The sequence below is a fragment of the Actinomadura sp. NPDC000600 genome, assembly GCF_040492135.1.
GTDB lineage: Bacteria > Actinomycetota > Actinomycetes > Streptosporangiales > Streptosporangiaceae > Spirillospora.
The window spans coordinates 424649-441922 of sequence record NZ_JBEUPD010000003.1 but is presented as its reverse complement, the minus strand read 5'-3'; the positions used below and the strand labels follow the sequence as shown (position 1 = coordinate 441922).

General features: G+C 72.1%; 17 protein-coding genes. 7 read left to right on the top strand and 10 right to left on the bottom strand.

Annotation, left to right across the window (positions count from 1 at the left end; genetic code table 11):
* Positions 1–119: 119 nt before the first annotated feature.
* From ABWI07_RS07255 to ABWI07_RS07235, 5 genes are all read right to left on the bottom strand, one after another.
* Positions 120–1376 carry an ABC transporter substrate-binding protein gene (locus tag ABWI07_RS07255; protein ID WP_353817993.1) on the bottom strand — a complete coding sequence of 419 codons (1257 nt, stop codon included), beginning with the start codon at positions 1374–1376 and terminating at the stop codon, positions 120–122.
* Positions 1377–1457: 81 nt separating this feature from the next.
* The gene (locus tag ABWI07_RS07250; RefSeq protein WP_235036901.1) at positions 1458–2228 is read right to left on the bottom strand and encodes a carbohydrate ABC transporter permease; all 771 of its coding nucleotides are present in this window, start codon (positions 2226–2228) and stop codon (positions 1458–1460) included.
* Between the two features lie 121 nt (positions 2229–2349).
* Positions 2350–3351 carry a carbohydrate ABC transporter permease gene (locus ABWI07_RS07245; RefSeq protein WP_353817992.1) on the bottom strand — a complete coding sequence of 334 codons (1002 nt, stop codon included), beginning with the start codon at positions 3349–3351 and terminating at the stop codon, positions 2350–2352.
* 203 nt (positions 3352–3554) lie between these two features.
* Positions 3555–4571, bottom strand: coding sequence for an aldose epimerase family protein (locus tag ABWI07_RS07240; protein WP_149259952.1), 1017 nt, complete (start codon positions 4569–4571; stop codon positions 3555–3557).
* Positions 4568–5530, bottom strand: a complete 963-nt coding sequence (locus ABWI07_RS07235) for a LacI family DNA-binding transcriptional regulator (protein ID WP_353817991.1) — start codon at positions 5528–5530, stop codon at positions 4568–4570. Before ABWI07_RS07235 ends, ABWI07_RS07240 begins: the two co-directional genes overlap by 4 nt.
* A gap of 146 nt (positions 5531–5676) precedes the next feature.
* Between ABWI07_RS07235 and ABWI07_RS07230 the strand changes: the two genes are divergently transcribed.
* From ABWI07_RS07230 to ABWI07_RS07220, 3 genes are read left to right on the top strand one after another with little or no spacing between them, the layout of a single operon-like run.
* The gene (locus tag ABWI07_RS07230) at positions 5677–6564 is read left to right on the top strand and encodes an NAD-dependent epimerase/dehydratase family protein (RefSeq protein WP_353817990.1); all 888 of its coding nucleotides are present in this window, start codon (positions 5677–5679) and stop codon (positions 6562–6564) included.
* Between the two features lie 31 nt (positions 6565–6595).
* Entirely contained in the window at positions 6596–7639 is a 1044-nt protein-coding gene (locus ABWI07_RS07225) for a mandelate racemase/muconate lactonizing enzyme family protein (RefSeq protein WP_149259955.1), read from the top strand.
* Positions 7636–9552, top strand: coding sequence for a DUF6807 family protein (locus ABWI07_RS07220; RefSeq protein WP_353817989.1), 1917 nt, complete (start codon positions 7636–7638; stop codon positions 9550–9552). The genes ABWI07_RS07225 and ABWI07_RS07220 overlap by 4 nt, the downstream gene beginning before the upstream one ends.
* Here the strand turns inward: ABWI07_RS07220 and ABWI07_RS07215 are convergent.
* A complete protein-coding gene (locus tag ABWI07_RS07215) occupies positions 9542–10033 on the bottom strand; it encodes a Rossmann-fold NAD(P)-binding domain-containing protein (RefSeq protein WP_149259957.1) in 492 nt (163 codons plus the stop codon). The two genes, ABWI07_RS07220 and ABWI07_RS07215, sit on opposite strands and share 11 nt — an antisense overlap.
* 203 nt (positions 10034–10236) lie before the next feature.
* Here ABWI07_RS07215 and ABWI07_RS07210 point away from each other — a divergent pair, with 203 nt between their 5' ends.
* The 3 genes from ABWI07_RS07210 to ABWI07_RS07200 all read left to right on the top strand — a co-directional run bounded on the left by ABWI07_RS07210 (position 10237) and on the right by ABWI07_RS07200 (position 12394).
* The gene (locus ABWI07_RS07210; RefSeq protein WP_235036865.1) at positions 10237–10530 is read left to right on the top strand and encodes a hypothetical protein; all 294 of its coding nucleotides are present in this window, start codon (positions 10237–10239) and stop codon (positions 10528–10530) included.
* 80 nt (positions 10531–10610) lie between these two features.
* Positions 10611–11651: a permease gene (locus ABWI07_RS07205; RefSeq protein WP_353817999.1), complete on the top strand. Its 1041-nt coding sequence runs from the start codon at positions 10611–10613 to the stop codon at positions 11649–11651.
* Positions 11648–12394 (top strand): TIGR03943 family putative permease subunit, encoded by a 747-nt coding sequence (locus ABWI07_RS07200; RefSeq protein ID WP_149259958.1) that lies wholly within the window; start codon positions 11648–11650, stop codon positions 12392–12394. The genes ABWI07_RS07205 and ABWI07_RS07200 overlap by 4 nt, the downstream gene beginning before the upstream one ends.
* Before the next feature lie 124 nt (positions 12395–12518).
* Here ABWI07_RS07200 and ABWI07_RS07195 read toward each other — a convergent pair whose 3' ends face one another.
* Both ABWI07_RS07195 and ABWI07_RS07190 read right to left on the bottom strand, forming a co-directional pair.
* On the bottom strand, positions 12519–13439 hold the full coding sequence (locus ABWI07_RS07195) for a glycoside hydrolase family 19 protein (RefSeq protein WP_353817988.1): 921 nt from the start codon (positions 13437–13439) through the stop codon (positions 12519–12521).
* Positions 13439–13975: a lytic polysaccharide monooxygenase auxiliary activity family 9 protein gene (locus ABWI07_RS07190; RefSeq protein ID WP_353817987.1), complete on the bottom strand. Its 537-nt coding sequence runs from the start codon at positions 13973–13975 to the stop codon at positions 13439–13441. Before ABWI07_RS07190 ends, ABWI07_RS07195 begins: the two co-directional genes overlap by 1 nt.
* Before the next feature lie 593 nt (positions 13976–14568).
* Here ABWI07_RS07190 and ABWI07_RS07185 point away from each other — a divergent pair.
* Positions 14569–16173: a GMC family oxidoreductase gene (locus ABWI07_RS07185; RefSeq protein ID WP_353817986.1), complete on the top strand. Its 1605-nt coding sequence runs from the start codon at positions 14569–14571 to the stop codon at positions 16171–16173.
* 45 nt (positions 16174–16218) lie between these two features.
* On the opposite strand, the gene ABWI07_RS07180 is transcribed toward ABWI07_RS07185, so the two are convergent.
* Positions 16219–16650, bottom strand: a complete 432-nt coding sequence (locus ABWI07_RS07180; RefSeq protein ID WP_149259962.1) for a protein-tyrosine phosphatase family protein — start codon at positions 16648–16650, stop codon at positions 16219–16221.
* Positions 16647–17231, bottom strand: a complete 585-nt coding sequence (locus tag ABWI07_RS07175; protein ID WP_353817985.1) for a CGNR zinc finger domain-containing protein — start codon at positions 17229–17231, stop codon at positions 16647–16649. The genes ABWI07_RS07180 and ABWI07_RS07175 overlap by 4 nt, the downstream gene beginning before the upstream one ends.
* Positions 17232–17274: the final 43 nt, after the last annotated feature.

Here is a 17274-nt window from a genome sequence, read left to right as displayed (position 1 = left end):
GCGAAGCGGGCCTTCCCGCCGCCCAGGTAGAGGTCGGCGCCCGTCTGCACCTGCTGCTCGGCGATCGAGCCGGGCCCCCCGTTGACCTTGTCCTGGCACGGCTCGTCACGGGTCGGACGTCAGGACAGCGCGTTGTCGGCCTCGGTGAGGAAGGTCTTGGCCGCCGCGTCCGGCTGCGCCTTGCCGAACAGCACCGAGTCGGTGGCGCGCTTGAGGATGTCCTCCATCTCCATCGCGCCCTTCGGCGGGACGACCACCGGGCTGAGGTCGCCCTTGATCGATTCCATGAAGGCCAGCACCTTCTGGTCCGCCGGGGTGAGCTTGCCCTTGATCGCCGTGATGACCTTGGCGTTGGTGGGCAGGCCCCGGTCGCTGAGCAGGATCCCGCCGGCCTCCGGGTCGTTGACCAGGAAGTCGACGAACTTGCGGGCGTTCTCGGACTTCTCGGTCCGGGACGAGATCGTGTAGTACATCGCCGGCTGGAGGAACATGCCCGAGGCGGAGGCGCCCGGCGCCTTCGGCATGCGCAGCAGGTCGAGCTCCTGCCCGGAGCCCTTGGTCAGCGCGTCGAGCTGGTTGCTCCACCAGCTGCCGAACACGCTGGTGTTGGACCCGAGCAGCGCCAGGTCGACCTTGGTGCCCGTCTCCAGCATCTTGCTCGCGGACGGGCCGGCCTTCGTGTCGATGATCTTCTTCAGCAGGGCCCACCAGTCCTTGACGGTCTGCTCCGACAGGGCCACCTTGCCGTCGCCGTAGAACTGCTCGCCGCGCTGCGCGGCGAAGATCTGCAGGAACGCGGGGTTCTCGTTGTACTCGGTGCCCCAGACCTTGCCGCCGCTCTTCTCGGTGATCCTCTGGGACGTCGCGATGTAGTCGTCCCAGGTCCAGGTCTTGTCGTCCGGCATCTTCTGGCCGTACTTCTCCAGGGCCGCCCTGTTGACGATCAACGGGAAGGCGTTGACCCCGGTGGGGATCGCGTACTGCTTGCCGTCGACCTGGCCGGCCTTGAGGACGCTCTGGTCGAGGTCGGCCGTGTTCACCTTGCCGGTCAGGTCGGCGAGGGTGCCGCGGCCCGCGTACTCGGCCAGGCCGCGGATCTCGATCGACATGACGTCCGGGGCGTCCCCGGCGGCGGTCTTGGTGGCCAGCTTCTCGTAGTAGCTGTCCCAGTCGGAGAAGTCGCCCTCGACGTCGATCCCCGGGTTCTTCGCCTCGAACCTGGCGATGGCCGCCTCGGTCAGCTTCTGCCGGGAGTCGCTGCCCCAGTAGGAGAAGACGATTTTGTTCTTGCCGCCGGAATCGCCGTCACCGCTGCCGCACGCGGTGGCCGACACCGCGAGCAGGGTGAGGGCGGTGGCCGCCAGGATGCGCTTCATCAGTCGTGTACCTCCGGGGACGGGGGTGGGGAGGGACGGGGGGCCGGTTCGGGAGGGCGGGAGCCCGTGCGGGAGCGGGGCCTATTTGAGGCCGGTCGTCGCCATTCCTCGGACGAGGTATTTCTGGCCGGCCAGGAAGAAGCCGAAGATGGGGCCGAGCGAGATGATCGACATCGCGAACATCGGCCCCCAGGAGGAGTCGCCGCTGGAGTCCATGAACTGGCGCAGCGCGACCGGGGCGGTGAGCTGGTCGGAATTGGTGAGGTAGAGGTTCTGGGTGAAGAAGTCGTTCCACGTCCAGATGAAGGTGAAGATCGCCGTGGTGGCCAGCGCCGGGACGCACAGCGGCATCACCACCTGCAGGAACGTGCGCCAGTAGCCCGCGCCGTCGATCGCCGCGGCCTCGTCCAGCTCCCGGGGCAGGGTGCGGATGAACTGCACCATCAGGAAGATGAAGAACGCGTCGGTGGCGAGGAACTTCGGCACCACGATCGGCCAGATCGTGTTGATCCAGTCGATCTTGTTGAACATGATGTACTGCGGCACGACCGTCACATGGTGCGGCAGCATGATCGATCCCAGCATGAGCGCGAACCAGAACCGCTTGAGCGGGAACTCCAGCCGGGCGAACGCGTAGGCGGCCATCGAGCAGGCCAGCAGGTTCCCGACGACCGCGAGGGACGTGATGACCGCGGAGTTCCAGAGGTAGTAGCCGAAGGAGTGCTTGAGGGCCACCCACCCCTCGGAGTAGTTCTCGCCGGTCACCTCGGACGGCACCAGGCCGGGCTCCCGGAAGATCAGCTCCTCGGGCTTGACCGAGCTGGAGATCATCCAGAGCAGCGGGTAGAGCATGAACAGCCCGAACGCGATCAGCAGCAGGTGCCTGGTCAGCCGCGACACGGGCCGGAACAGCACCGGTGTCCGCCTGCCCGCCGCCGGATCGCCCTTCGCGCGGTCGCCTGTCGCCATGCGCTTACCTGTCGTCGCCATAGAAGACCCAGAATCGAGACATGAGGAAGTTGACGGCGGTCAGGGCCGCGATGATGAGCAGGAGCACCCACGCCATGGCGGCCGCGTAGCCCATCTCGTAGTTCTTGAAGCCCTTGATGTAGAGGTAGAGCGTGTAGAAGAGGGTCGAGTCGACCGGCCCGCCGTTGCCGCCGCTGACGACGAACGACTGCGTGAACGACTGGAACGACTTGATCACTTCCAGCACGGCGTTGAAGAAGATGATCGGTGTGAGCAGCGGCAGCGTGATCGAGCGGAACTGCCGGACCCGGCCGGCGCCGTCCACCCGGGCCGCCTCGTACAGGCTCTGCGGGATCTGCCGCAGCCCGGCCAGGAAGATCACCATCGGGGCGCCGAACGTCCAGACGTGCAGGACGATCAGCGTCCAGAGCGCGGTGTCGGGGCTCGTGACCCAGCCCTGCCCGTGGTAGCCGAACCAGCCGAGGAAGGTGTTGACGATCCCGTCCACCCCGAAGATCTTCCGCCACAGGATCGAGATCGCCACGCTGCCGCCGAGCAGCGAGGGCAGGTAGAAGACCGACCGGTAGAACGACAGCCCGCGCAGCCCCCGGTCCAGCGCCATCGCCAGCCCGAGGGCGAACGCGAGCTGCAGCGGGACGGAGACGACGACGTAGGTCGTCGTGACCTTGAGGGAGTTCATGAACCGGTCGTCGGCCGTGAACATCGTGTCGTAGTTCTTCAGGCCGACCCAGTGCGCCTCGCTCAGCAGGCTGTAGTCGGTGAACGACAGGTACAGCGAGGCGATCATCGGGCCGAGCGTGACGGCGAACAGGCCGATGAACCACGGGGCCAGGAACAGGTGGGCCGCCCACGCCTGCGAGCGCGCGCGGGAGCCCGCACGCCGACGGCGCCCGCGTCCCCACCGCGGCGCGCCCGCCCCGGCGGGCGGCACGACCGGCGGCTGCGGCGTCGCCGCCGTGCCGGACCCCGCGGATCTCAGCGTCATCACTGGCCCCTCGGTCAGTCGAGCGAATTGAGATAGCGCTTTCTTATAGCTCCGCCGTCGATCCCGTCAACCCTTTGCAGTGAGCTGGCTCACGATCAGCTCCGCGGCCGTTTCAGATCTTCCCAGGTCAAGGGAAGATCCAGCACGCAGCGCGAGCGCCAGATTGTTGCGGGTTGCGAGCTGTTACTACAACCGCTTGCAGTTCAGGCCTGACCGAAGCGGTAGGTGGTGACCGAAACGTGCTCCTGGCCGGGCCGCAGGACCGCGGACGGGAACGCGGGCCGGTTCGGCGCGTCCGGAAAGCGCTGGGTCTCCAGGCAGAGCCCGGCGAACGGGCCGTAGGGCGTGGCGACGCCGTCCAGCATGTGGCCGGTGTAGAACTGGACGCCCGGTTCGGTGGTGGTGACCTCCATCGTGCGCCCGGTGGCCGGATCGGCGACCGCCGCCCCGCCCCGGAGCACGAAGCAGTGGTCGTAGCGGCCGCCGAGCCGCGCGCCCACCCGGGTGGGGACGGTGAAGTCGAACGGCGTCCCGGCCACCGGGGCGGGCTCGCCCGTTGGGATCTTGCCCTCGTCCACCGGCAGGTACCGGTCGGCCTCGATCGTCACCACCTGGCGGCGCACGTCCCGCGTGCCGGACAGGTCGAAGTAGGAGTGGTTGGTCAGGTTGACCACCGTGGGGGCGTCGGTCGTTGCCCGGTACTCCAGCCGCAGCGCGTCGCCGTCCAGGGCGTACCGGACCTGGGCGTGCAGCTCTCCGGGGTAGCCCTCCTCGCCGTCCGGGCTCGCCAGGCTCAGCAGCAGCTCCGCCGGGCCCGCCGTCTCCACGCGCCACACCCGCTTGTCGAAGCCGCGGACGCCGCCGTGCAGGCTGTGCGCGCCGTCGTTGACGGCGAGCCGGTGCTGCCTGCCGTCGAGCGTGAACCTGCCCCCGGCGATGCGGTTGGCGTACCGGCCGACGACCGCGCCGAAGTACCGGCTGCGGTGCAGGTAGTCATCCAGCGTGGGGAGACCCAGGACGACGTCGGCGCCGTCGGCGATCTCAAGCCGCTGGAGGATCGCGCCGTAGGTGAGGACGGAGGCGCGCAGCCGCCCGTTGTCGAGCACGTGCCGCTCGACCCGCTCCCCTTCCGGCGTGACACCGAAGTCGAGCCCTGCGCCGGATTCGGGGGTGGCATCGTTTTCTGGAGTAGCGCCGGGAGCGCCGTCGTGAAGCCTCATGGGGATCCTTTCGGAGGGGCGGTGGACTCGCGGACGACCAGGTGCGTCTCCAGGACGGTGGCGGCGCTCATCGACTTGATGAGCAGGTCGACGGCCATGCGGCCGGCGTCGGCCGTCGGCATCGCGACCGTCGTGAGCTTCGGCCGGTGCAGCCGCCCGGTGACGCTGTCGTCGACGCCGATCACGCTGACGTCGCCGGGCACGCTGACGCCCCGCTCCTCCAGCGCCTCGATGAGGCCGATCGCGACGAGGTCGTTGTAGGCCAGGACCCCGGTGACCCCCGCCTCGGCCACCCGTTCGGCGACCGCGATGCCGCCCCTCTCGGTGGGCGCGTTGGGGCCGATGACGAGCGTGTCGAGGCCGGGCACGTCGGCCACGGCACGGCGGATCTCGCCGCTCGTCCAGGAGCCGGCCGGCCCCGAGACGAGGGCGACGCGCCGGTGGCCGAGCGCGGCGAGGTGCTCCATCGCGGCGCGGGCGCCCTGGGCGACGTCCATGACGACGGTCGGCACCCCGCGCATCCGCCGGTTGACCAGGACGAACGGGATCGTCTCGGCCAGCTTCTCCAGGGCCTTGTTGGACGAGCGCGGGCTGCACAGCACGATGCCGTCCACCTGCTTGGAGAAGGCCTGGACGAGGTCCTGCTCCTCAGCGGGGTCCTCGTCGGTGTCGGCGACGAACAGGTGGTAGTCCTGGCCGCGGGCGGCGGCCTGGGCGGCCTTGATCAGCGGGGGGAAGAATGGGTTGGCGAGGTCGGCCACGATCAGCCCGAGGTTGTTGGTCCGGCCCGTGGTGAGCGAGCGGGCCGCGCGGTTCGGCCGGTAGCCGAGCCGCTCGGCCACCGCGAGGACCCGGGTCCGCGTCTCGGCGTTGACCATGTGGGGCGCGGAGAAGGTCCGCGACACCGTCGACACATGCACGCCGGAGGCGTGCGCCACATCCCGGATCGTCACTGCCATGACGCCCATCCTAACGCAACCGTTTGCACGCCACAGCAGAGCGTACGGAGTGTTTCTCCTGGTCAAAAGCAGATGCTTGACGTACCGCCAAGGATGGAGCGATCGTTACTGCAACTGTTTGCAGGGAGATCGAAGGAGTCGCCGCGGTGAGCAGAGTGCTCGTCACCGGAAGCGCGGGCCGGCTGGGCCGAAGCGTCGTGGCCGTGCTGGCGGCCGCCGGGCACGAGGTGATCGGCGTCGACACCGCCCCCGGCACCCCCCGGGACGCCGCCGCCACCCTACCGGCCGACCTCACCGACCTCGGCGAGGCCCATTCCGCCGTCACCCGGTTCCGGCCGGACGCGGTCGTCCACCTCGCCGCCATCGCCGTCCCCTTCGGCCGGACGGACGCCACGACGTTCCGCGTCAACACCCGGCTCGCCTTCAACGTCTGCGCGGCCTCGGTCGCGCTCGGCGTGGAGCGGCTGGTCGTCGCCAGCAGCCCGACGGTGATCGGCTACGGCGCGCCCGGCGGCTGGGCGCCCGACTACCTGCCGCTGGACGAGGAGCACCCGGCCCGTCCCTGGAACGTCTACAGCCTGTCGAAGCTGGTCGCCGAGCAGACCGTGCAGACGTTCGCCCGTTCCGCGGACGGCACGCGGATGGCCGCGTTCCGGCCCTGCTTCGTGGTCGCGCCCGAGGAGTGGGAGGGCGCCCCCACCCAGTCGGGCCACACCATCCGCGAGCGGCTCGACCGGCCCGAGATCGGCGGCGCCTCGCTGTTCAACTACATCGACGCCCGCGACGCCGGCGCGTTCGTCGACGCCCTGCTCGCCGGGCTGCCCCGGCTGGAGCGCAACGGCGAGGTGTTCTTCGCGGGCGCGGCCGACGCGCTGGCCCGCGAGCCGCTGGCCGAGCTGCTCCCCCGCTTCGTCCCGCAGGCCGAGGAGCGGGCCCAGTCCCTCACCGGCACCTCCCCCGCCTTCTCCTCCGCCAAGGCCGAACGGCTGCTGGGCTGGACCCCCGAGCGCAGCTGGCGCACCGAGCTCTCCTGAAGGGACGCTCGCCCATGGAACGGACCCTCGAATGATCAAGGATCTGTCGGTCGCGCCGCGGTCGGTGCCGCTGGCCCGGCCGTGGGGCGCGGACGTGCCCTGCAACCACGTCCTGGTCGTCACGCTCACCCTGGACGACGGACGCTCGGGGACCGGCATCTCCTGGACCCCGCAGATCGGAGCGCACGCGGTCAAGGCGCTGCTGGAGCACGACGTCCGGGACGCGGTGATCGGGCTTCCCGCGCACCCCGGCCTCGTCTGGGACCGGTTGTCGGCCCACCTCGGTGAGGCGGGACGCACCGGGATCGTCCCGCTCGCGATGGCCGGTGTGGACCTCGCGCTGTGGGACCTGGAGTGCGGCGAGCGTTCGCTGGTCGAGGTCCTCGGGGCGCGGCGGGACCGCGTCCCCGTCTACGGGAGCGGCGTCAACCTCCACTACACGCTGGAGGAACTGACCGCCCAGGCCGCGCGGTGGGCCGCCGAGGGATACCCCGCCGTCAAGGTCAAGGTGGGCCGCCCCTCGCTCGCCGAGGACGTCGCGCGGGTGGCCGCCGTCCGCGAAGCCGTCGGCCCGGACACGGCGCTGATGATCGACGCCAACCAGCGGTGGGACCTGCACCGGGCACGGACCGCGCTGCGGGCGCTGGAGCGCTTCGACCCGTTCTGGATCGAGGAGCCGCTGCCCGCCGACGACATCGCCGCCCACGCGGAACTGCGCCGCGGCATCGGCACGCCGATCGCGGTCGGGGAGAACGTCGCCACCGCGCACGGCTTCCGCGACCTGCTGACCGCGGGGGCCTGCGACGTCGTCCAGCCGAACGTGGTGCGGGTCGGCGGCATCACCCCGTTCCTGCGCATCGCGGACCTCGCCCGCGTCTTCGACGTGCCCGTCTACCCGCACCTGCTCACCGAGCTGTCCGGGCAGCTCGCCCTCGCCCTGCACCATCCCGCGATGGTGGAACTGGTCGAGGACGCCTCGCTGGCGGACCTCGGACTGCTCGCCGGCCCGTCCCCCGTGGAGATCACCGGTGCGGAGCTGCGCGCGACGGGCGCGCCGACGAGGTGGGCCCGGTGAGGCCGGTCCGGGTCGTCGTGGCCGGGGTCCACGGGTACGGGCACCACCATCTGGACAACGTCGCCCGGCTCGGCGCGGCGGGCCGGGTCGAGCTGGCCGGCGTCTGCGACGTGCGGCCGCCGTCCGGGCTCGGCGTGCCCGTGTCGGCGGACCTGCCCGCGCTGATCCGCGAGACCGGGGCGGAGATCGCGGTGATCGCCACCCCGATCCACACCCATGCCCCGCTGGCCGTGGCCGCCCTCGACGCGGGCGCGCACGTGCTCCTGGAGAAGCCGCCCGCGCCGTCGGTCGAGGAGTTCGCCAGGATCTCCGATGCGGTGGCCCGGACGGGGCTGGCGTGCCAGGTCGGCTTCCAGTCGCTCGGCTCGGACGCGATCCAGGCCGCCCGGGAGCTGGTCGGCGGACCGGTGCGCGGCATCGGGGTGGCCGGGGCGTGGAGCCGGCCGTTCGGCTACTACACCCGCTCGGCCTGGGCGGGCCGCCGCAGGCTGGACGGCGCCGACGTCATGGACGGCGCCCTCACCAACCCCTTCGCCCACGCGGTCGCGACCGCCCTGGCCGTCGCCGGGGCCGACGCGGCGGAGTCGATCGCCGACGTCGAGCTGGAGCTGTACCGGGCCAACGCCATCGAGTCCGACGACACCTCCAGCGTGCGGGTCCTGCTCGCGGACGGGACGGTCATCGCGATCACCGTCTCCCTCTGCTCCGACCGGCGTACCGAGCCCTACCTGCACCTGCACGGCCGGGACCGGCCCGCGCGCCTCTTCTACACGGTCGACGAGATCGAGGCGGACGGGGTCGTCACCGGCCACGGCCGGGCGGATCTGCTCGACAACCTCGTCGCGCACGTGCGGGACGGCGCGGAGCTCCTCGTGCCGCTCGCCCGCACGGGAGGCTTCACCCGGCTGCTCGACGCGATCCGGCTCGCCCCCGACCCGCGTCCGATCGAGGCGCGGTTCGTCCGGGCCGAGCCGTCCAGACTGGTCCTGCCAGGTATCGCGGACCTGGCCGTGCGCGCCGCCGAGGACCTGAAGACCCTCTCCGAGCTGGGCTTTCCCGGCAGCCTGGGGTCCGTGCGGGCACCGTGGCCGCAGACCTCGCTGCGAGTGGACGGGCGGGAGGTGGCCGAATACGTCCAGCGCGGCGACCTCCAGGCCACCGACGCACCGCGGCCCCACCTGCACCCGGTGCGGACCCTCGGCGGGACGGTCGTCACCGAGAGCCGCCCGGAGGACCACGTCCACCACCTCGGTGTCAGCGTCGCGATCTCCGACGTCGACGGCGTCAACTTCTGGGGCGGCTCGACCTACGTCCGCGGGGAAGGGCCGCGGATGCTCGCGAACCACGGACGGCAGAGGCGCCGATCGCTCCGTCCCGTCGACGGCGGCTACGCGGAAGAACTCGCCTGGACGGGGCCGGACGGGACCGTCCTCGCCACCGAGGAGCGGACCCTGGTAGCGCGGACCGTCCCCGGCGCATGGGCGCTGGACTTCGCGTTCACGCTGACCGGCCGGACCGGGCGACCCCTCGTCCTGCAGAGCTCGGCGTGCAAGGGCCGGACCGGCGCCGGGTACGGCGGTTTCTTCTGGCGCGCCCCCAAGGACTCCGCCGGTCTCGCCGTCTTCACCGGCGAGGCGTCCGGTGAGGAGGCCGTGCACGGCAGCGTCACCCCGTGGCTCGCGCTGACCTCCGACGCGTGGAGCCTGGTGTTCGTCCAGACCACCGGGCTCGATCCGTGGTTCGTCCGGGTCGCCGAGTACCCGGGCGTCGGGCCCGCGCCGGCGTGGGACGAGCCCCTCACCGTCCCCGAACGGCTGGAGCGCGCGATCACCGTGGTCGTCGCGGACGGGCGGCTCGCCCCGGAGCGCGCCCACGCCCTCGCTGAGGGGGCGGCCGCGCCGCTCACCCGGTGAAGACCTCGGCCACGGCGCTCTTGCGGAGCTCTTCGAGGAGGTCGATCTGCGCCTCGGCCCGGTCGTGCAGCGTCTCCAGCTCGTCCGCTTCCAGGTCCGGCGTCCGGTCGGCGAGCGTGCGCAGCGTGCGCCACCCCGCGGCCTTGCCCTCGACGGCCAGGCGCAGGAACTCGTACTCCACCAGGTCGGTCAGCGGGGAGCGCTCCTTCAGGCGGCCGTTGAACTTGAGCCGTCCCGCCTTCTCGGCCACGGACAGCGCGATGCTCTTGTAGTGGCGGACGGCGATGCCGAGCGACCCCATGATGGCCAGCAGCGCTCCCCGGTCGGCCGCGATGTCGTCGGCCAGCCGCTGCAACCGCTCTTCGTCGGGCCTGCCCTGGTGCGCCTGGGCGAGCGCGCGCGACCTCCCCACACCCGCCGCCGCGCCCGCGAGGTGGTCGTTCAGGTAGATCGCCAGGAACGGTCCGGCAGTCGTCTCCATACAGGTCCTCTCGGGTGGTGCCGCTCGTCGGCCGACGCACCTCGCGGTACCCGGCGGACGGACGGGTACTCGCCGCGGTCCCCCTGGTCCGGCCGCCCTCCCCGGCGGCCGGACACCCGCGCGTCCGGAGTGGGCAAAAACCGGTCCATGTGCGCTTGTGCCGGTGAACGCCCGGGTACGGCCCGACCGACCAAGGGGGGAAAATGATCAAGACACTGCACAAGCGGGGCATCAAGTCGCACCACATGTACTCGGCCGGACTCGGGTCGGTCGGCCTGGCGATCGCGTCGTGGGTGCTGTCCAGCCGGCTCGAGGAGAGAGGCATGGAGCGCGCCGACCGCTGGGGCATCTTCGTCGGCGAGTGGGCCCCGACCTTCTTCGCCATCGGCGTCGCCATGCGCCTGGAGGAGATGCAGGAAGCGATCGCCGAGATTCCGGAGCAGCGCGGCGAGATGGGCGAGCGGGCCAGAGGCCGCGCGACCCACGCGATGCGCTAGCCGAACTCGGCCGTACATCGTGGACTCGGTCATGTGGCCGTAGGTAGACCCCAGGCGTCGCAAGCGCGATGTCTGGAACCATGGCCCGCATGACCGAACGCACCGGCCTGCGGGCGGCCGAGGAGGAGTTCCTTCCACCGGCGGACTGGGGACGCGGACCGGGCACGGCGCCCGGAGTTCGTGCGGCGTGGGCGTTCGGAGCCCTGGCCGCGGTCCTCGTCCTGGGCCGGACGTGGGCGGCGCCGCGGATCGACGCGCGGGCCCTGGACGCCTGGGCCACGATCTTCGTGGCGGTGTGCGTGCAGGCGCTGCCGTTCCTGGTCTTCGGCGTCGCGCTGTCGGCCGCGATCACGGCGTTCGTCCCGGCATCGGTGTGGCGGCGGGTGCTGCCGCGCCGGCCGGGGGCGGCGGTGCCGGTCGCGGGCGCGATGGGAGCCGTGCTGCCGGGGTGCGAGTGCGCCTCGGTGCCGGTCGCGAGCGGGCTGATGGCGCGCGGGGTGGCGCCCGCCGCCGCGCTCACGTTCCTGCTCGCCGCCCCCGCGATCAACCCCGTCGTGCTGGTCGCCACCGCGGTCGCCTTCCCCGGCCGGCCGGAGATGGTGGCGGGGCGGTTCGCCGCCTCGCTGCTCGTCGCGGTGCTGGCCGGGTGGGCGTGGCTGGTGCTGGGCAGGCGCGAGTGGCTCAGGGTGCCGTCCCGGCCGGACGCGCACGGCGCCGCCGGACGCCTGGACGCGTTCCGGCAGGCCATGCGGCACGACATCATGCACGCCGGAGGGTTCCTGGTCGTGGGCGCCGCGGCGGCCGCGACCATCAACGCCGCGGTGCCCTCCAGTTGGGTCGCGTCGGCGGCGGGCGATGCCGTGGTGTCGGTCCTGCTGCTGGCGGTGCTGGCCGTGCTGATGTCCATCTGCTCGGAGGCCGACGCGTTCGTGGCGGCCGGCCTGTCGCAGTTCTCCACCACCGCGCGGCTGACGTTCCTGGTGGTCGGGCCGATGGTGGACCTCAAGCTGATCGCCCTGCAGGCCGGGTTCTTCGGCCGGAGCTTCGCGATCCGGTTCGTCCCGCTGGTGTTCTGCCTGGCGGTGGGGATCAGCGCGCTGGTGGGAGGGCTGCTGCCGTGAGCAGGTCCGCGCAGAACCTGCTGCTGGTCCTGCTCGGCGGCGCGATGCTGTGGATCACGCTGGGCAGCGGCGAGTACGTCAACTACGTGCGGCCCGGGTTCCGCTACCCGCTGGTGGCCGCGGCGATCGCCCTGGTCGCGCTGGGCGCCGCCGGGCTGCGCCGGGAGTGGCGGGACACCGGCGGCGACGCCCAGGACGTCCACGAACCCCACGGCGACCACGGCGGGCACGCGCACGGGCCGGGGGTGGCGTGGCTGCTCTGCCTGCCCGTGCTGGCGATCTTCGTGATCGCGCCGCCCGCGCTCGGCTCGTTCACCGCCGCGCGCGGCGCCGGCCGCGCCGCTCCCCCGCCGGCGCCCGCCGAGGGCTTCGCCCCGCTGCCGAGGACGGGGGCGCCCGCCCCGATGAGCATGGGCGAGTTCATCGGACGCGCCTACGAGGCGCAGACGGGCGACCCCGCCTCGTTCGCGGAGGTCCCGGTGCGGCTGACGGGCTTCGTGAGCCCGCCGGCGAAGGGCGAGCGCGGCTGGCGCCTCGTCCGGCTGAAGGTCGCGTGCTGCGCGGGGGACGCCGTCCCGTTCCCGGTCATCGTGCGCGGCCTGCCGCGGCCGCCCGCCGACGCGTGGGTGTCGGTCGACGGGGTGTGGGAGCCGCCCGCGACCGGGCGCCGCGCGACGGTCGTCCAGACGCTGCGCGGACGGTCCCTCCAGCGGGTCGGCAAGCCCGGCAACCCCTACGAGTGACCGCCCGCCGGAGGGCGGCCACCGGCGGACGGCGCGCGCCCGGGGTGGCCGGGCACGGGCCGTCCGCCGTTCCTTCGGGCGGCCGTTTCCGCCTGCGGTCGGGTCGACCGGCAGGCCGGGTCCGTCAGCAGGTCAGGTTGCTCCCTGGAGGGACGCCGAGGATCTGGGTGAAGCGCTGGTAGGCGTTCACCCGGCTCTGCACCTGGGCCGGATTCCGGCCGTCGCATTCCAGTGCGCCGTTGATGCTGCGGATCGTCTCGCCGAACCCGCGGCCGTTGACCATCGCGCTGTGGCCGGTCATCGTGCCGGGGCCGTTCTGGGTCATCCAGTACCAGAGCCCGGTCCGCCACGAGACCGACGCGTCCCGTTCGACCAGCCACGGGTTGTTCAGCAGGTCGAGGCCGAGGGCGTCGCCCGCCGCCTTGTAGTTGAAGTTCCAGCTCAGCTGGATGGGCCCGCGCCCGTAGTAGGCCGCCTGCCCCGCCGGGCACCCGTAGGGCCGGCTCGCGTCGCAGTAGTGCGGGTAGTTCCCGGTGTTCTGCTCGACGATGTAGACCAGCCCGCCGGTCTCGTGGTTGACGTTGGCCAGGAAGGCAGCCGCCTCCTGCTTCTTCACCGTGTCGCTTCCGGTGTTGGCGAACGCCGGGAAGGCCGCCATGGCCGCAGTCAGGCCGTTGTAGCCGTAGAACGCGTTGCGGCTCGGGAACATCTGATTGAACTGCGACTCGCTCACCACGAACCCGCTCTGGCCGGGCGGATCACCCGGATCGGACGACCCGCCGCAGGTCCCCTGGTCGGCCCACACGTCGGCGCGGCCCGGGGTCTCGTTCTGCGTCCACCATTTCGCCGACCAGTTGTGCCCGCCGTAGGACACCGTGGCACCACCCGTGTAGACGGCGGAGGAGCTCCACGCCGCGGCGCAGTCCGCGGCGAGGGCCGGCGCCGCCGGAAGGACGGCCGGCAGCGCGCCCGCCGCGAGCACGGCGGCACCCGACACCAGGGCTCCGAGCAGCCGGCGGACGCGCCGCGCCTTGCGGTCGGCCATCACTGGACGTTCACGTCGACGCAGGCGTAGAACGCGTTGGCCGTGTCGGCGATGTTCCAGATCGCCAGCACCTTCTGCCGCCCGGTGACGCCGCCGAGGTTGACCGAGTGCGAGACCGTGGACGGCGGCTGCTGGTTGTTGCCGTCCACCACGGCGACGCGCCTGCCGCCGACGTAGTACTCGTAGTTCGCGGTGCGGTGGCGGGCGGTGAACGTCCAGGTGAAGGTCACCGTCTGGCCGACGGTGGTGGCCCGCCAGCCCCTGCTGTCATCGTCGAGTTCGGCGAACCGGGCGTTTCCGCCGCTGCAGCTGCGCAGGCCCTTCGGGCCCTCGACGCTCTGCGGCTCCCACTGGATGGAGCCGCACTGGACGATGCGCTGCGCGCACTGGGCCTGCCGGCTCATCGGCGCCGACACGTACCCGTGGGCCCAGGCCGAGGTCGCCGGAATGACCACGGCGACGAGGGGGGCGATTCCGACACCGGCCGTGATGGCGGCGATCCTGCGCGAGCGTTTCGTGCGGGGGGTCTTCTTCATGCGGGGTCCTTGCGTGATGGGGGTGGTCATGGGATGTCGACGCGGCGGGATCCGCCGCGTGGGAGCGGACGACGGACGCGCCGGCGCACGCGCGCCGCGGGCGCGCGTCGCCGGTCAGGGGCGGGGCGCGGGGCATGAGCACTCCATCGGATAGGAAACTTTCCTATCGGATTGAGCGAACGTTAACCCCGCGCGCGAGGCCGGGCAAGGCCTCGCCGGAGCAGCCGGAAAGGCACGACAGGACCAGTGCAGGCAGAGGAGCGAACCAGCCGGCTCCGGCCAGAAGATTCGGCACCATTCCCCGCCGCCGCCTCTATTGGTGGGCAGAACCTGCCAAACACCCGGCCCAAGGTCCGGTCCAATAGCCGTGTCCAAGGGAACCCGGAGGGGCACCAGGGCGGGCGCGGGTCAGGTTCCGGTCACCGGGACGCCCCTTGGAGAGCCGTCCCCGCCCTTCTACGATCGGGCCACCCATTTCTGTCGCCCGACCGGCGGGAACTCCCGCGTCCGGCCGGGACGGCGGCGCCGACAGGGCCAGGCGCGGGCCCTCGTTAGCGGTCGCCACGCTGCACGGCGCCCGCCGAGAGGAACACATGGACCAGAGCGCTGATTACGTCGTGGTGGGGGCCGGGAGCGCCGGCTGCGTGCTGGCGAAGCGGCTGGCCGAGTCCGGGGCGAGCGTCGTCCTGGTGGAGGCGGGCGGACCGGACCGGACCCCGCTGGTCCGCAAGCCGGGGCTGATCGCCGTCTTCCACAACATCCCGCAGCTGAAGAAGCGGCTGGACTGGGGCTTCTACAGCACCCCGCAGAAGAGCGCGCTCGACCGGAGGATCCCGCAGGTCCGGGGGCGCGTCCTCGGGGGCTCGGGGTCGATCAACGGGATGCTGTTCGTGCGCGGCCACCGCAAGAACTACGACGACTGGGCCGCCGAGGGCTGCACCGGATGGGGCTTCGACGACGTCCTCGGAAGCTACAAGCGGATGGAGAACTGGGAGGACGGCGCCTCCGACCTGCGCGGTGCGGGCGGCCCGATCCAGGTGACGCGGCAGCGGGACCTCACCCCGGCGTCCGAGGCGTTCATCGAGGCGGTCGTCCAGACGGCGGGCGTCAAGCGCAACGACGACTACAACGGCGCCGAGCAGGAGGGCGTGGGGATCTTCCAGCAGAGCGTCGCGGACGGCCTGCGCTACAGCTCGTCCGTCGGCTATTTGGACGACCACGGCCTGCCGAACCTGAAGGTCCTGACGAACGTGACCGTGCAGCGGGTCGTGATCGACAAGGGGCGGGCCACGGGCGTCGAGGTCGCGGGCAAGAAGGGGAAGGCGACGATCCGGGCCTCCCGGGAGGTCGTCCTGTCGGCGGGCGCGTTCGGTTCCCCGCACCTGCTGATGCTGTCCGGCGTGGGACCGGCCGGCCACCTGAAGGACCACGGCATCGAGGTGCGCGCCGACCTTCCCGTGGGCGACAACCTGCACGACCACATGTTCGCGCCGATGACGTTCGTCATGGACACGGCCCGCCACAAGGGCACCGCGCCCTACTTCGCCAGGGGCGTCGCCAAGGAGTGGACGAGGGGCGGGACGTGGGTCGCCCGCACCGTGTTCGAGGCGGTCGGCTTCGTCCGCAGCGGGCAGGCAGGCGAGATCCCCGACATCCAGCTGCACGCGTTGCCGTGGTCGTACCCGTTCCCGAACCAGGACGCGCCGACACGGCACGCGGTCGACAAGCGGTCCGCGCTCACGATCATGCCGACGCTGATCTACCCGAAGAGCCGCGGCACGGTCCGGCTGGGGTCGGCGGACCCGTCCGCCGCGCCGGTCATCGACCCGGGCTACCTCACCGACCCCGACGACGCCCGGCTGCTGCTGGACGGCATCGAGCTGGTCCGCGAGGTGATGGCGAGCCAGGTCATCGCGGGGGACGTCAAGGAGGAGCTGTCCCCCGGGCCGCAGTTCCCGGACCGGAAGGCACTGGCCAAGGAGCTGCCGAACCGTGCCACGACCGTCTACCACCCGGTGGGGTCGTGCCGCATGGGCGCGGACGAGCGGGCCGTCGTCGACCCCGAGCTGCGCGTGCGCGGCATCGAGGGTCTCCGGGTGGCGGACGCGTCGATCATGCCGACCATCATCGGCGGCAACACCAACGCCCCGAGCATGATGATCGGCGAACACGCCGCGAAGCTGATGCTCGGCGACTAGCCGGTCTTCGGCCAGGAGGAGGTGCTCCCGGCCCGGGCTCGGTGTTCAGGTCGGGAAGCCGGTCACCCATCGACGCTGCCAGGGCGTCTCGACGGCGCGCGGATGGTGGTGCTCGCGCGCCCAGGCCACGGCCTCCGACGGGTCCACCCCCGACAGGACGGCCAGGCATGCGATGACGGTGCCGGTGCGTCCGACGCCGCCTCCGCAGGCGACCTCGACCGAAGCGCCGGAACGGGCCCGCTCGTGCAGGGCGCGGATCTGCCGGACGGCCTCGTCCCGGTCACGGGGCAGCAGGAAGTCGGGCCAGTCGAGCCACGCGGACGGCCAGCGCAATACCGGCTCGTGCCTGCGGCGGAGCCGGCCGGAGCCCAGGTAGAGCCCGAAGTCGGGGACGGGCCCGTCCGGGAGGGGTCTCCGCAGGCCGCGCCCGCGGACCGGGGTGCCGTCCGGGAGCGTGATCGCGCCGGTGAGCGTCATCGGGTCACCGCCCGGCGGCGTGCGCGGTGGTTGGCGACGTTGAGCCTGTTCCCGCACAGCTCGGGCGTGCAGTAGCGGCGGCGCCCCGCGCGGCTGGCGTCGGCGAACACGCCGCCGCAGCCCGGAGCGCCGCACGCGCGGAAACGGCCGTGGCCGAGCGCCCGGAGGAGGCCGAGCAGCGCGACACCGGCGACGGCGGCCACTTCGGCGACGAGGGAGGCGTCCCGGGCCGTCGGGACGTACCACTGCCACCGGCCGGACGGGTCGCGGCGCAGCACGGGCGCGAGCCCGACGTGCCCGGCCAGCAGCGCCGCGCGCTCGACCGCCTCGTCCTCCGTCCCGGACTCCAGCACGGCCCGCACCTCGCGGCGCAGGAAGCGGACCTTCTCCACGTCCTCCACGCTCAGCGCCGCAGGGTCGAAGGGGGCGACGTCGTAGGCGGCGAGGTCGTATCCGGAGAGCAGGGCGGCCAGGTCGCCCGGCTCGGAGAGCGCCTCGGCCCCCCGGACCTCCGGGGACGTGCCGACCAGGGTGTTCGCGACCTCGACGCCCGCCGCGTAGTCGGCGATCGGGATGAGCACACAGCCTCCTGGAACCCTCGATGTGTAAGGGTTATAAGAAGAC